The 14,335-nt window shown below is 73.4% G+C and carries 13 protein-coding genes; 7 read left to right on the top strand and 6 right to left on the bottom strand.

What is annotated here, in order from left to right; all coding sequences use genetic code 11:
* Positions 1-20 precede the first annotated feature (20 nt).
* Both JK363_RS30015 and JK363_RS30010 read right to left on the bottom strand, forming a co-directional pair.
* Positions 21-1,100, bottom strand: coding sequence for an MBL fold metallo-hydrolase (locus JK363_RS30015; RefSeq protein WP_201879696.1), 1,080 nt, complete (start codon positions 1,098-1,100; stop codon positions 21-23).
* A gap of 57 nt (positions 1,101-1,157) precedes the next feature.
* The gene (locus JK363_RS30010) at positions 1,158-2,375 is read right to left on the bottom strand and encodes an aminotransferase class I/II-fold pyridoxal phosphate-dependent enzyme (protein ID WP_201879694.1); all 1,218 of its coding nucleotides are present in this window, start codon (positions 2,373-2,375) and stop codon (positions 1,158-1,160) included.
* 115 nt (positions 2,376-2,490) lie between these two features.
* Between JK363_RS30010 and JK363_RS30005 the strand changes: the two genes are divergently transcribed.
* Positions 2,491-3,027, top strand: a complete 537-nt coding sequence (locus JK363_RS30005; protein WP_236076211.1) for a hemerythrin domain-containing protein — start codon at positions 2,491-2,493, stop codon at positions 3,025-3,027.
* Here JK363_RS30005 and JK363_RS30000 read toward each other — a convergent pair.
* Positions 2,948-3,739, bottom strand: coding sequence for an ANTAR domain-containing protein (locus tag JK363_RS30000; RefSeq protein WP_201879690.1), 792 nt, complete (start codon positions 3,737-3,739; stop codon positions 2,948-2,950). The two genes, JK363_RS30005 and JK363_RS30000, sit on opposite strands and share 80 nt — an antisense overlap.
* Before the next feature lie 126 nt (positions 3,740-3,865).
* Here JK363_RS30000 and JK363_RS29995 point away from each other — a divergent pair, with 126 nt between their 5' ends.
* Positions 3,866-5,065, top strand: coding sequence for a PAS domain-containing protein (locus JK363_RS29995; protein WP_201879688.1), 1,200 nt, complete (start codon positions 3,866-3,868; stop codon positions 5,063-5,065).
* A gap of 46 nt (positions 5,066-5,111) precedes the next feature.
* Here JK363_RS29995 and JK363_RS29990 read toward each other — a convergent pair whose 3' ends face one another.
* The gene (locus JK363_RS29990) at positions 5,112-5,906 is read right to left on the bottom strand and encodes a SigB/SigF/SigG family RNA polymerase sigma factor (RefSeq protein ID WP_201879686.1); all 795 of its coding nucleotides are present in this window, start codon (positions 5,904-5,906) and stop codon (positions 5,112-5,114) included.
* Positions 5,907-6,140: 234 nt separating this feature from the next.
* Here JK363_RS29990 and JK363_RS29985 point away from each other — a divergent pair, with 234 nt between their 5' ends.
* The 5 genes from JK363_RS29985 to JK363_RS29965 all read left to right on the top strand — a co-directional run bounded on the left by JK363_RS29985 (position 6,141) and on the right by JK363_RS29965 (position 12,953).
* Complete coding sequence (locus JK363_RS29985) at positions 6,141-7,106, top strand: TIGR03557 family F420-dependent LLM class oxidoreductase (protein ID WP_201879684.1); 966 nt, start codon at positions 6,141-6,143, stop codon at positions 7,104-7,106.
* Between the two features lie 4 nt (positions 7,107-7,110).
* Complete coding sequence (locus JK363_RS29980) at positions 7,111-9,030, top strand: thiamine pyrophosphate-requiring protein (RefSeq protein ID WP_201879682.1); 1,920 nt, start codon at positions 7,111-7,113, stop codon at positions 9,028-9,030.
* Between the two features lie 13 nt (positions 9,031-9,043).
* Positions 9,044-10,165 (top strand): enolase C-terminal domain-like protein, encoded by a 1,122-nt coding sequence (locus JK363_RS29975; protein ID WP_236076210.1) that lies wholly within the window; start codon positions 9,044-9,046, stop codon positions 10,163-10,165.
* Between the two features lie 143 nt (positions 10,166-10,308).
* Positions 10,309-10,857, top strand: coding sequence for a type 1 glutamine amidotransferase domain-containing protein (locus JK363_RS29970; RefSeq protein WP_201879827.1), 549 nt, complete (start codon positions 10,309-10,311; stop codon positions 10,855-10,857).
* Positions 10,854-12,953: a catalase gene (locus JK363_RS29965; protein ID WP_201879680.1), complete on the top strand. Its 2,100-nt coding sequence runs from the start codon at positions 10,854-10,856 to the stop codon at positions 12,951-12,953. The genes JK363_RS29970 and JK363_RS29965 overlap by 4 nt, the downstream gene beginning before the upstream one ends.
* A 92-nt stretch (positions 12,954-13,045) precedes the next feature.
* On the opposite strand, the gene JK363_RS29960 is transcribed toward JK363_RS29965, so the two are convergent.
* Positions 13,046-13,621, bottom strand: a complete 576-nt coding sequence (locus JK363_RS29960) for a TIGR03086 family metal-binding protein (protein WP_201879678.1) — start codon at positions 13,619-13,621, stop codon at positions 13,046-13,048.
* Between the two features lie 41 nt (positions 13,622-13,662).
* Positions 13,663-14,175, bottom strand: a complete 513-nt coding sequence (locus JK363_RS29955) for a phage holin family protein (protein ID WP_201879676.1) — start codon at positions 14,173-14,175, stop codon at positions 13,663-13,665.
* Between the last annotated feature and the right edge of the window lie 160 nt (positions 14,176-14,335).

The following is a 14,335-nucleotide window of genomic DNA, read 5'->3' as shown; positions in this document are numbered from 1 at the left end:
CGGATATGCCTGGTTCTCCCTCATTCGAGCACCCGGGAGCCGCCGATCGGCAGATCCCACAGCGCCTCGCGCGGAGCGCCGGTGGCCTCCCAGGAGGCCCGCACCCGGTGCAGCGGTTCCAGCGGCGGTTCGGCCGAGAGCAGGAAGGTGGACCAGTGCATGGGCACCAGCGCCCGTGCCCCCAGGTCGCCGAACGCCCGCACCGCCTCTTCCGGATCGGTGTGCACCGTCCGCAGCATCCAGCGCGGGTCGTACGCGCCGATGGGCAGCAGCGCCAGATCGATGCCCGGGTAGCGGCGGCCGATCTCGGTGAACCAGTGGCCGTAGCCGGTGTCCCCGGCGAAGTACACCCGCTGTCCGTCCGGACCGGTGAGCACCCAGCCGCCCCACAGCGAGCGGCAGGTGTCGGTGAGGGTGCGCTTGCTCCAGTGGTGGGCGGGGACGAAGTCGAAGCGGACCGGGCCGCCCTCGCCGTCGAGTTCGGCCGCCTCCCACCAGTCCAGTTCGGTCACCCGGGTGAAGCGGCGGGTGCGGAACCACCGGGCGAGACCGGCGGGGACGAACAGCGGAGTGGCACGGGGCAGCAGCTCGAGAGTGGGCGCGTCCAGATGGTCGTAGTGGTTGTGGCTGATGACCACGGCGTCCACCGGCGGCAGATCCTCCCAGCGGACCCCGGGCGGGGTGACCCGGACCGGGGTGCCCAGGATCCTGCGGGCCCAGACCGGATCGGTCAGCACGGTGAGCCCGCCGATCCGGACCACCCAGCTGGCGTGGCCGACCCAGGTGAGCGCGGTCTGCCCGGGGCCGGTCAGCGGCAGCGGGCCCGGGGCGAAGGGAAGTTCGGGGATCTCGCGGAGCGCCTCGGCGGGCGGCCGCAGCCGCCCCTCACGGGCCAGCCGGGCGATGGCCCGCACCCCGGGCAGCGGGGAGGTCAGCCGGTGGACGAACGACCGCGGCCAGGTGCGCACCTCGCCGAGCGGGCGCGGCGCGGGCAGCGCGGGCGCGGCCGGGGCCGGACGGGGCCGGCCGGAGGCGGCGGACCGGGTGCGGCGCAGCTCGGCCGGTTCCGCGGGCTCGGCCTGCTCGGCGTGGTCGGTCATGGCGTGGACTCTCCCTTCCCTCGGTGGGACGACCCCAGCGGCACCGCCGCGAGGGCTTCAGCCGCCGTCCTCGATCAGCGCCCGGAAGCCCGTGTCGAAGGCGGCCAACGCCTCCTTCACATGCGGAAGTTCCAGCGGGTCCGGGGCGTCCAGCGCCCGCTGCCGCTGCGCGTCGGCCGCCCCGAGCAGCGGCAGCGTCGACAGCCGCACCCGCAGGGTGTGCGGAGGGTCGCCGAAACGGTGGCCACCCGCCACGCCCCGGCCGAGCCGCCCGCTCAGTTCACGCTCCAGCTCCACCGAGTCGGTGATGTTACGGGCGGCCAGCACCCCGCGCAGCTCGTCGAGATCGGCGTAGAGATGGCGTCCGGCCTGGGGCGGGCGGCACAGCGCCCCCACGGCGGTCAGCGCGCGGTAGGCCGCGGCGGCCACCGCGCCGTGCGTCCGGGCCGCGGCGGCCGTGCGGGCGCGCACCGGCGGGGGCTCGTCCAGGGCGTAGGCGGAGGCGGCGGCGACAGGGGCGGGCAGCCCGGAGCGTACGGCGGTGAGCAGGGACAGCACCCGGGCCCGCAGCTCCACCCCGCGCTCGGTGGCCGGGAACCGGGCGATGGCGGAGGGCCAGCCGGCCGGGGTGAACGCGCCGACCAGATCGGAGAGCACGATGACGTCGTCGGGGCACATCTCGGCGGGGCTGAGCAGCACCGTGCCGTGCGGATGGTGGACGGTGTCGCGCCAGGTTTCATCGCTGACGATCAGCAGTCCCTCGGCCACGGCCGCCTCGCACACCTCGTGCATCAGCTCCGGCGGCGCCACCGTGCCGGTCGGGTCGTCGGCCACCGACAGCAGCAGCATCCGCGGCCGCCCGTCCTCGGCGCGGATCCGGCGGACGGTCTCCAGCAGGGCGAACGGATCGGGCAGTCCACCGCACTCGGCCGGGACGGGCGCGTGGTAGGCACGCCGGTCGACCAGCCGCACCAGCGGCGCGTACCAGGCGGCGCAGGGCCGGGGCAGCAGCACATCGCCGCCGGAGGCCGAGGCCAGCAGCGCCAGCAGCAACGGCTCGGCGCCGGGGGCGACCACCACATGGGCCGGGTCGGTCCACAGTCCGCGCCGCGACCAGTAGCCGCAGGCGGCATCCCGCAGCTCGGCCGAACCGCCGACCGGCTCCGGCGCGGTGCGGTCCACCGCCCCGGCGAAGCGCTCGGCCAGCTCGGGGAGGACGGGCAGACCGCCGTCCTCCCGGTCCGCCGGAGCCGGTGCGGTCCACTGCCGCTGCATTCGTCCACACCTCCGCCTGGCTGCCCCCGGGTAACCGTGCTGACCCGTCCACCTTCGCAGATCTCCGGCATCGTTTCGCGGGACCGGGCCGGGGGACCCGGGCACCATGACAGCGATGCCCGAACAGCACGATGTGGTGGAGCTGCTCACCGCGGACCACCGTCAGGTGCAGGAGCTCTTCGACGGCTACCGAACCGCCGGGGACCCGGGGCAGCGGCGGCGGCTCGTCGAGCGGATCACCGTGGAGGTGGTGCGGCACTCCGTCGCCGAGGAGGCCCATCTGTATCCGACGGTGCGCACGGCCCTGCCGGACGGCGACCAGGTCGCGGACGAGGAGATCGAGGAGCTGATCCAGGCCGAACGGATCCTGGCCGACCTGGACGCGCTGGACCCCCGGGACCGGGAGTTCGACCCGCTGGTGCGGCGGCTGATGGACGTGGTGTCCATGCATATCCGCGGCGAGGAGGACCTGGTCTTCCCCGAGCTGCGGGAGCGGCTCACCCCCGAGGAGCTGCTGGCCCTGGGCCTGCGCGTCGGGGAGACGACGGCCGCGGCGCGGGCGGCGGCGCCGCTCAGCCCCGAGGAGGGTCCTGGTCCGGGGCGGACCCTCGCCGATCGCGTCCGGAAGCAGCTGACCGGCCGAGGGCGATGAGGTTCCGCTCCAGACCGCGGCCCCGGGTGCGCACCACCGTCCCGGCCAGCTCGGTCAGCTTGCGGTTGGTCCGCTGGGAGGTGCGGCGCAGCAGGTCGAACGCCTGGTCCGGATCGCAGCCCAGCACATGCATGACGATGCCGCACGCCTGGTCCACGACCGGGCGGGCGCGCAGCGCCGCGTCCAGCTGGTCGACCTGGGCGAGGGCGTCGCGGTAGAGGCGGTCGCGGGCCAGGCTCTCGGTGGCCAGGTCGCCGAGGAGTCCGGTGGTGCCGCGGGCCGCCTCCTCCAGGGGGCCGGGGCGCAGCCCGTAGAGGGAGACGGTCACCCTCAGTCCGTCGCATTCGAAGGGCAGGGTGGCGGTGGACCGGATGCCCGCGTCCAGCGCACAGGCCCGGAAGCGCGGCCAGCGGGTGTCGCGCAGCAGATCGTCGGCGCCCACCGGGCAGCCGCGGTCCTGAGCCTCGGGGATCGGCCCCTCCCCGGTGCTCAGCTGCACCGAGACCAGCGGGGACAGATCGGGATGGGTGGCCGCCGTGGTCGGACCGGGGTCCGCGGCCCCGCGCCCGTCCGGCGCGGCCTCGGCGGTGGTGGCGGCCCCGCATCCGGCGGGGGTGTGGGCGAGGGCTTGCTCGGCGAGGTCGGCCAGGCCGCGGCCGAGGAACGGCGCGTCGGTCTGGCAGGCCGGGCGGCTGTGGCTGCGGTCCGGCATCGCCCGTCCCTCCGTCCGGCGTCGGTGGCCGTGGCCCCAGGGGGCCTTAGGGTCCGGCTTCCCACGGCGGGGAGCGGAAAACACGCGCGGTGCCTGGACCGGGGCCGGTCAGGCTACGGTGTGGCCATGACCGGGGCGCAGGAGTTCGGTGCGGAGATCACAGACTTCCGCAGACGGGTCGAGGAACTGCGGAACGCACGGGCGCTGCCCGCACAGGAGCGGCTGTCCGTGCTGGACGCCGCTCTTTTCGAGCTCCAGCACGTGGTGGATGTGCTGATGCCGGGCTACGAGGAGCTGGCCGGGGCGGCGCGCGCCCCGGACGGGGCCCGGTCCGACGCCCGTGAGCAGCAGTTGCTGCGGGAGCTTTTCCAGCGGCTGCCGGTGGCGGTGGTGCTGCTGGACCGGGAGGCCGTCGTACGGCGGATGAACGATGCGGCCACCCGGCTGTTCAACACCCGGGCGGGATACGCCACCGGGCGGCCGCTGACGTCCTCGCTGCGGCGGGACGGACAGGCGGCGCTGCGCTCACAGGTGGCGGCGGTGGCGCGGGGCGAGGGCAGCCGCAGTCTGACCGTGCGGCTCTCGCAGCCGTCGGCGGACGGCGAGGTGCGGGTGACCCTGTCGGCGCTGCGGCCGCCGGGCGAACCGCATCCGGCGGTGCTGGCGGCATTCCAGCCCGGTGTGCCCGCGGGGACGGGCGGCGGCGCGGAGGGCGGCCGGGAGCCGCGGCCGGGTCCGGATCTGGCCGAGGTGACACGCCATTCCGAGCTGCTGGACCTGGTCGACGACATGGCCGCGGCGCTGCTGGAGGGCGCGGCGTCGGCCGACGGCGGACCGGAAGCGGTGCTGGCGCGGGCGGCGCAGGTGCTGCACGGCCGCTTCGCGGACTGGGTGATCGCCGATGTCGCCCCGGAGGACCCCTCGGGGGCCCCGCGCCGGGTGGTGGCGCTCGGCCCGCCGGAGGCGGTGGGCGACCGTACGGCGTCCCTGGCCGGCCAGGACCCGGCCGGCTGCCCGCTGGTGCTCGACGCGCTGGAGGACGGGGTGTCCGCGCTGCGGGTGAGCCCTCCGGACGCGGACGCCTTCGGCCAGGACGCGGCGGGGGCGCCGGTGCTGGTCCGCGAGGAGGTGACCTCGCTGTTGTGCATACCCCTGCGCACCTCGCCGGCGGACCGGGTCCGGGGTGCGCTGACGCTGTTCCGGACGGGCGGACGGTCCGCCTTCGCGATGGCGGAGGCGGGGGCGGCGGACCGGGTCGGCCGCCATATCGCGCTGGCGCTGCCGCCTCCCAAGCCGGAGGACACGGACGCGGCCGCCGGGCCCTGAGGCCGCCGGGGGCGCCAGTCGAGGCCGGAGCCGGTCCAAGGGCCGGTCACGCCGCGTCGGCTCCGACCTCCTCGCCCAGCCGGGCACAGGTGCGGGAGATGAGCCGGGAGACATGCATCTGGGAAATGCCCATCCGGTCGGCGATCCGGCTCTGGGTCTCATCGCAGAAGAACCGCAGATACAGGATCTCCCGCTCGCGCTCGGGCAGTGCCCGCAGCCGGGGCTTGAGGGATTCGCGCTGCACCACCCGCTCGTACGACGGCTCCGTCGCGCCGAGGGTGTCCACCAACGCGTATCCGTCGTCGGCGCCGCGCAGTTCGGCGTCCAGGGAAAGGGTGGTGAAGCTGCCCAGGGCCTCCAGGCCGACGCGGACGTCCGCCACGCTCATCCCGGTGTGGGCGGCTATCTCGGCCGCGCCGGGGACGCGGTCGTCCGGGGTGCGGGTCAGCTCCTGGACGGCGATACGCACCCGGTTGCGCAGCTCCTGGACCCGGCGCGGGACGTGCAGTCCCCACAGGTGGTCGCGGAAGTGCCGTTTGACCTCACCGACGACGGTCGGCACGGCATAGCTCTCGAAGGCCGAACCGCGGTCGGGGTCGTACCGCTTGACCGCCTTGACCAGGCCCACCATGGCGACCTGGCGCAGATCCTCGGTCGCCTCGCCGCGGTTGCGGAACTGGCGGGCCAGCCGTTCGGCCATCGGCATCCAGGCCCGGACCACCTCGTCCCGCAGGGCGTCCTTGGACGCGCCGTCGGGCAGGTCGGCGATCCGGCGGAAGGCGGCCGTGGTGTCGGGGGCGTCGTCGTGCGGACGTCGGGGCTGTGCTCGTACGGATGTCATGCGCCGGTGTCTCCCTTGAGCTATGGTCGGATCACCAAAAGGAGCAAAACCGGACAGAATCGGCGACCATTCGAGACACGCCGCCAGCAGCCAAGCTGCTCCCATGGCGTGCCTCCGGTCCGAAGCACACCGTGCGCCTGCCCGTCACGAGCCCTGCCAAACCAGGCCGAACCAGGTTTCCTTCCCGGCACCCCGGTCATCCGTCGCACCGGCTGCCCGCCTCGAGGAGGGCCTATGACCGAGTACGGCTACTTCCTGGCCGCCGAAGAACATGGACCCGCCGCACTCGTCGAACAGGCACGGATGGCGGAGCAGGCCGGATTCAGCGCCCTGTGGATCTCCGACCACTACCACCCCTGGACCGGGGCCCAGGGCCAGAGCCCCTTCGTCTGGTCGGTCATCGGCGCCCTGGCCCAGGCCACCAGCCTGCCCGTGCAGACCGCGGTCACCTGCCCCACCGTCCGCATCCACCCCGCCGTCGTCGCGCAGGCCGCGGCGACCAGCGCGGTGCTGCTGGAGGGCCGGTTCCGGCTGGGGGTGGGCAGCGGGGAGGCGCTCAACGAGCATGTGCTGGGCGGCCGGTGGCCCCAGGGGTCGATCCGGCTGGAGATGCTGGAGGAAGCCGTCTCGGTGATGCGCCGACTCCTCGCGGGGCACGAGGTGAACCACCACGGCAGGCACTACACGGTGGAGAACGCCCGGCTCTACACCCTGCCCGAGGAGCCGGTGCCCATCGACATCGCCGCCTCCGGCCCGGCCGCCGCGGAGCTGGCCGGACGGGTCGGCGACGGCTTCATCACCATGGTCCCGGACGCGGAGATCGTGGCGCGGTTCCGGCGCGGCAGCGGCGCAAGCGGCAACTCCAAGCCCGTGCGCGGAGGGCTCAAGGTGTGCTGGGCCACCGACCCCTACGAGGCGTTGCGCACCGCCCACCGGCTGTGGCCGAATCTGGCCCTCCCCGGGGAACTCGTCCAACTGCTGCCCACCCCGGCCCATTTCGAGCAGGCCGTCGAGCTGGTCACCGCCGAACATCTGGCGTCCCGGGTGACCTGCGGCGACGATCCGGAAGCGCACACCCAGGCGCTCGCCGCCTACGCGGGGGCCGGTTTCGACACCGTCTTCGTCAACCAGATCGGCCCCGACCAGCGAGGCTTCTTCGACTTCTACCGCACCAAAGTGCTGCCGCAGCTGCCGGGTTGAGGCCATGACCGGGAATGTGGCCGACCATCTCCTCGCCCGGCTCGGTGAGTGGGGCGTGTCGCATGTCTTCGGCTGCCCCGGCGACGGCATCGGCGGACTGCTCGCGGCCTGGGGACGGGCGGCGGACGAACCGCGGTTCATCCGGTCCCGGCACGGGGAGATGTCCGCCCTCGAGGCCGTCGGCTACGCCAAGTTCAGCGGGCGGCTGGGGGTGTGCGCGGCGGCCTCGGGCCCCGGTGCGGCCCAACTGCTGGGCGGGCTGTACGACGCCAGGCTGGACCACGTCCCGGTGGTGGCGCTGGTCGGGCAGGTCCCCCGCAGCGCGATGGGCGGCTCGTACCAGCGGGAGGTGGATCTGCACAGTCTGCTCGAGGACGTCGCCTCCGCGTTCCTGGAGACGGTGACCGTCCCCGAGCAGCTGCCCAACGTACTGGACCGGGCGATCCGCTCCGCGTACGCCCGCCGCGCCCCCACCGCGGTGATCGTCCCGGCCGATGTACAGGAGCTGGAGTACACCCCGCCCACCCAGGAGTTCGGAAACGTGCCCTCCAGCCTGGACCGCAGCGGCTGGTCGGCGGTGCCGTCCGCCGCCGCCCTGGAGCGGGCCGCGGAGGTGCTGAACGCGGGCGAGAGGGTGGCCGTGCTGATCGGCCGGGGCGCCGGCCGGGCAAGCGCCGAGGTCCAGCGGGTGGCCGAACGGCTCGGCGCGGGCGTGGCCAAAGCACTGCTCGGCCTGGACGCGCTCAGCGATGAACTCCCCTATGTCACCGGGCCGATCGGACCGCTGGGCACCCGCCCCTCCTATGAGCTGATGCGGGACTGCGACACCCTGCTGACCATCGGCTCCAGCTTTCCGTACGCCGAGTTCCTCCCGGAGTTCGGCACGGTGCGGGCCGTATCGATCGATCTCGACCCCCAGATGATCGGGCTGCGCTATCCGTACGAGGTCAATCTGGTCGGCGACGCCCGGGAGACCCTGCTGCGGCTGCTGCCCCTGCTGCACCGCACCGAGTCCCGCGACTGGCAGGAGGAGATCATCGCGGGCGTCCAGCGGTGGCGCCGGGTGCTGGAGCACCGCGCCGGGCTGGCCGCCGACCCCGTCAACCCCGAGTACGTGGCCCACTGCCTGGATCCGCTCCTGCCCCCGGACGCCATCGTCACCTGCGACTCCGGCTCCGTCACCCACTGGTACGCACGCCATCTGCGGATGCGCGACGAGCTGCGCGCCTCGCTGTCGGGCACGCTCGGCGCCACGGGCTGCGCCCTCCCGTACGCGATCGGGGCGAAGTTCGCCCGGCCCGAGCGGCCGGTGGTGGCGCTGGCCGGGGCCGGCGCGATGCGGATGAACGGCATGGCCGAGCTGATCACCGCGGCCGCGTACCGCGACGCCTGGGAGAATCCGCGGCTGGTCATCGGCGTCTGGCGTGACCATGACCTCGACGAACCGACAGGGCAGACGGGCGCGTGGGGCGACGCACCGCGGTTCCCGCCCCCGCGGACGCTCCCGGACGTGCCCTACGCGCGCTTCGCCGAGTCCCTCGGGATGACCGGTATCCGGGTGGAGGAGCCCGAGCGCGTCGAACCGGCGTGGCGCGAGGCGTTGGGCGCGGACGGCCCGGTGGTCGTGGAGTTCGTCACCGACCCCGGGGTGCCGCTGCTCCCGCCGGACACCGACTGGGAGCGGATGGAGGCCCCGGTGGAGCCGGTCGCCGAGGAGGGCGCGGACCGGGAGGGCGCGGACCGCCGGGGGTTCGGGGCCAGGGCGCGGGAGTTCCTGCCGCACCGGGGTCATCGCCCGGACCACCCGGACCACCCGGACGCCTCGGACCACCCGGACGCCTCGGACCGCCCCGAAGGCCCCGACGGCCCCGACTGTCCCGACCGCCCCGGCCGCGGTACAACACCCGAGGGGGACGGCCCATGACGGTGTGTGCACCATGAAGAGCGCGCGAGGCATGACCGCCGACCCGCTGATCGACCGGCTCGATGTCACGGCGTACACGGTGCCGACCGAGGCTCCGGAGGCCGACGCCGGACTCGCCTGGCACGAGACCACCGTGGTCGTGGTGGAGGCCCGCAGCGGGCGGTCCACCGGCCTCGGCTGGACCTACGCGCCCGCCGACGCGGGATCGGTGGCGGGCGATCTGCTGCGCCCCGCCGTGGTCGGCCGCTCCCCGCTGGACATCGCGGGGGTGTACGAGGCCATGGGCCACGCCGCGCACACCGCGGGCCGCCCCGGTCTGGTCGCTCGCGCCGTGTCCGCCGTGGACATCGCGCTGTGGGACCTCAAGGCGCGGCTGCTGGGGCTGCCGTTGGCCCGGCTGATCGGCGCCGTACGCGAGACGGTGCCCGTCTACGCCTCCGGCGGCTTCCTCACCTACCACGACACCCATCTGGCCAGCCAGCTGGGCGGCTGGGTGCACGGACAGGGCATCGAACGCGTCAAGATCAAGATCGGGGAGGCGCGGGGACGGGCGGTGGAACACGATCTGAGGCGGGTGGGCCACGCCCGGGACGCCATCGGCCCGCATGCCGAGCTCTATGTGGACGCGGGCGGCGCGTACACCCGCAAACAGGCGGTGCGGGTGGGCCATACCGCCGCCGAACACGGGGTGGGCTGGTTCGAGGAGCCGGTCCCCGCCGACGATCCTGAGGGCCTGCGGATCGTCCGCGATCTGGTGGTCTGCGATGTGGCGGCGGGCGGCCACGGCTCGGTGCTGTCCGACTTCGCCCGGCTGACCCCGGTGGTGGACTGCCTCCAGGCCAACGCGACCCACTGCGGCGGGCTCACCGTCTGGCTGCGCGCCGCGGCCCTCGCCGAGGCCATGGGTCTGGAGATCTCCGGCCAGGGAGCGCCCCACGCGCATGCCCACGCTGCCGCGTGCGTGCCCAATCTGCGCCACCTAGAATGGTTTCACGATCATGCGCGCATCGAGTCCACGCTCTTCGCGGGCGCCTTGGACCCGACCGGCGGGTCGGTGCGTCCGGGCGCGAGCGGCGAACCGGGACACGGGATGAGCTTCCGGCACCAGACCGCCGCGCCCTACCGCGTCCTGTGACCACGTCCCACCCCATCGTCCCGCGCCCGCTGATCACCTCCCCTCACCCATCCGGTATTCCCGGTTTCGCCCCCTGCCCCGCTGGCTACCCGCTCAGCCGGGCGCAACGGTTCCGCGGGAGAAGAGGGAAGGACGTGACACACATGAAGGTCGCCTTTCTCGTCGCCCCGGCGGGTGTCGAACAGGTCGAACTCACCGATCCCTGGCAGGCGGTCCGCGATGCCGGCGGCACCCCCCGGCTGGTGTCCACCAGGCCCGGCCGCGTCCAGGCCTTCCACCACCTCGACAAGGCGGACACCTTCGAGGTCGACCAGGTGGTGAAGGACGCGGAGGTCGGGGAGTACGACGCGCTCGTCCTGCCCGGCGGGGTGGCCAACCCCGATCTGCTGCGGCTGGACCACAAGGCCGTGGCCTTCGTCAGGGGCTTTGTGGACGCGGGCAAACCGGTGGCCGCCATCTGTCACGCCCCCTGGACGCTGGTGGAGGCGGACGTGGTGCGCGGCCGCACCCTCACCTCGTGGCCGAGCCTGCGCACCGACATCGCCAACGCGGGCGGGAACTGGGTGGACGAGCAGGTCAGCGTCTGCACCAGTGGCCCCAACACGCTGATCACCAGCCGTAAGCCGGATGATCTCAAGGCCTTCGACGAGGCGTTCCTGGAGGAGTTCGCGAAGAAGGGAGCCGGACCATGACGGACGACCGCAAGGAGCGTCAGCGCGAGGCGTACCGGGCCGCCGAGCCGGCCGAGGGCCCGCTGACCACCGACCAGGGCGTGGCGGTCGACCACACCGACGACTCGCTGTCGGCGGGTGAACGCGGCCCCACGCTGATGGAGGACTTCCACTTCCGCGAAAAGCTGATGCACTTCGACCACGAGCGCATCCCCGAGCGGGTGGTGCACGCCCGGGGCGCGGGCGCGTACGGCTACTTCGAACCGTACGAGTCCTGCGCGGAGTTCACCCGCGCCGCCTTCCTCCAGGACCCGTCCGTGCGCACTCCGGTCTTCGTACGGTTCTCCACCGTGCAGGGGCCGCGCGGATCGGCGGACACCGTCCGCGACGTCCGGGGCTTCGCGACGAAGTTCTACACCTCGGAGGGCAACTACGACCTCGTCGGCAACAACATGCCGGTCTTCTTCATCCAGGACGGCATCAAGTTCCCTGACTTCGTGCACGCGCTCAAACCCGAGCCGCAGAACGAGATGCCCACCGGTGCGTCCGCCCATGACACCCTGTGGGACTTTGTCTCGCTCCAGCCCGAGACCCTGCACATGATGATGTGGCTGATGTCGGACCGGGCCATTCCGCGCAGCTACCGCATGATGCAGGGGTTCGGGGTGCACACCTTCCGCTTCGTGGACGCGCGCGGCAAGGGCACCTTCGTCAAGTTCCACTGGAAGCCGAAGCTGGGGGTGCACTCGCTGGTGTGGGACGAGGCCCAGGAGTGCCAGGGCCGGGACCCGGACTTCAACCGGCGCGATCTGTGGCTGGCCATCGAGGCGGGCGAGTTCCCGGAGTACGAACTGGGCGTTCAACTCATCCCGGAGGAAGAGGAGTTCAGCTTCGACTTCGATCTGCTCGACGCCACGAAGATCATTCCGGAGGAGCAGGTGCCGGTGCGGCCGATCGGCCGGATGGTGCTGGACCGCAATCCGCACAACTTCTTCGCCGAGACCGAGCAGGTCGCCTTCCACACCGCGAACGTGGTCCCCGGGATCGACTTCACCAACGACCCGCTGCTCCAGGCCCGCAACTTCTCCTACCTGGACACCCAGTTGATCCGGCTGGGCGGCCCCAACTTCGCGCAGATCCCGGTCAACCAGCCGGTCGCCCCGGTCCGTACCAACCAGCGCGACGGCTACCACCAGACCGCGATCCACACCGGCACCAACTACTCCCCCAACTCGCTGGGCGGCGGCTGCCCGGCCATCGCCGGACCGGACGGCTACGCCTTCACCCACTACGCGGAACGGGTCGACGGCGCCAAGATCCGCAAGCGCAGTGCCAGTTTCCAGGACCACTACAGCCAGGCGGCGATGTTCTGGAACAGCATGAGCGACTGGGAGCGGCGGCATATCGTCGACGCCTTCCGCTTCGAGCTGGGCAAGGTCGGGGCGGTGGAGATCCGGGAACGGACGGTCGGCGAGCTGGCGCATATCGACTACAGCCTGGCGACCTCGGTCGCCGAGGGCATCGGGGTCGCCATGCCGAGCCCCGGTGGGAACGACCACAAGCCGGTGGCCTCCCCCGCGCTCAGCCTGGACAATCTGCGCGGTGACCACTCCATCCGCACCCGCATGATCGCGGTGCTGGTCGCCGACGGGGTGGACACCGTCCAGCTCGGCCAGGCGAAGGAGGCGCTGTCCGCCCAGGGCGCCGTGGTGGAGGCCCTGGCCCCGCACGACGGCACGGTGCGGAGCAGTGACGGCAACGACTGTCCGGTGGACCGTGCGCTGCCGACCGTCGCCTCGGTGCTCTACGACGCGGTACTGCTGCCCGGCGGCCCGGTCGGGACCCCGGACCTGTCGTCCGACAGCACGGCGATGCGGTTCGTCCGGGACGCGTACCGGCACGGCAAGCCGATCGGTGCGCTGGGCTCGGGCGTGGGGATCCTGGCGGCGCTGGAGCCGGAGGGGCTGCACATCGCCTCGGGACACGGCCATGTGTGCGCGGACCGCGGGGTGGTCACGGACACCACGACGGGTGCGGCGAGCGAGGAGTTCACCCGGGCCTTCGCCGAGGCCGTCGCCGGCCACCGGTATTGGGACCGGCCCTCGGTGCGCTGCTGAGCCACGGCGGCGCCGTAGCGTCATTGCAGCCGTGGGGCACGGCACGGGCCGTGCCCCACGGCTGTGCCTCGTGGCCGAGGGCGGTCGGTCGGCTATGCCTCCCGGCCGAGAAGGGCCAGCAGCTTGGTCTGCGCGTCGGCGCCGGGCGGGGGTTCCACCGGGGCGGCGAACAGACCGCTCTCCTCCAGATCGACGGCGTACGGCGCGACCTCCCGCACCGAGAAGTCGACCAGCGGCTTCGGGATCCGCTCGTCCGCGCCGATGGCCCGGGACAGATCCCAGGCGTGCACGGCGGCGTCCGCCGTCATCTGGGCGCAGTAGTGCGCGGCCGGGGTCTCACCGAAGGAGAGGTCGACGGTCCGGCCGAGGGCACCGGGCTCGCGGAAGGCTTCGCGGGCCGCGGCCGCCGCCGCGTCCCAGGTGGCCACGGGGTCGTCGCCGAGCAGATCGCCCTCCAGGGCGTCGCCCTGTTCGGCGAGGCTGGACCCCTCCCGTACCAGCGGTGGCACCCACATCTGCTCCACGGCCAGGTGGTTCACCAGGTCGCGTACGGTCCACTCGGTGCAGGGCGTCGGGGCGTCCCACTGATCGGGGGTGATCGTGTGCACCCGCTCGGTGAACAGCTCCAGCGCCTCGGCATAGCGGGCCAGCAGCGGTTGATCAGCCATGGTGCTCCCTCATCGTGCCGTCCCCGGCGGCCTGGCGGCCGTCATCCGCGGTGGGGCGGGGCCGGTGGCTCGGTGGGCGGCTCGGGCGGCTCGGGCGGCTCGGGCGGCGTCGGAGGGCCCGACGGGGCCGACGGGGCGGCGGGAGCGGAAGGCGCCGACGACGGAGCCTTCGGTCCCCGCGGGGACCAGGTGGGCCAGTGCGGCGCGTGCGGTGGCTGACCCGCGGCGTTCTTGACCACCGCGGCCAGCACCATCAGCATCGCGCCGACGATCAGCGCCGCTGCCCACCCCGGCATCGCAAGGGCGAACAGCAGCACCAGACACGCGGTGAGCACGCCCCCGGCGTAGAACGCGATCGCCGCCGCACCGCCCCACAGGCGGACGGTACGGCTCCGGGACTGCGCGCACAGCTCATCCCGCAGCTCATCACGCAGGACGTGCAGTTCCTTGCGGACTTCTTCGCGGACGACCCGGGCGACCTGCCCGGACAGCTCCCCGGCCGACGGCACGCCTCCGTGGTCGCCCGATCTCGGATAGGCCGATTTATCAGTCATGCGCGCCGGGTACCCGTGACCCACCGCCGTTAACACCGGGCCGGACGCCCGGCGCGCGTGCAGGGCCGCGGCACCGGACGCGGGCCCCTGATCTCCCGCGCCCGGCGCCGCTCCTCACTCCCTGCGGGCCGCTCGGCCGACCTCCGGGTCCCCCGCCCGG

The organism is Streptomyces coffeae (assembly GCF_016741875.1).
Taxonomy (GTDB): Bacteria; Actinomycetota; Actinomycetes; order Streptomycetales; family Streptomycetaceae; genus Streptomyces; species Streptomyces coffeae.
This window is presented reverse-complemented; position numbering and strand designations above follow the sequence as displayed.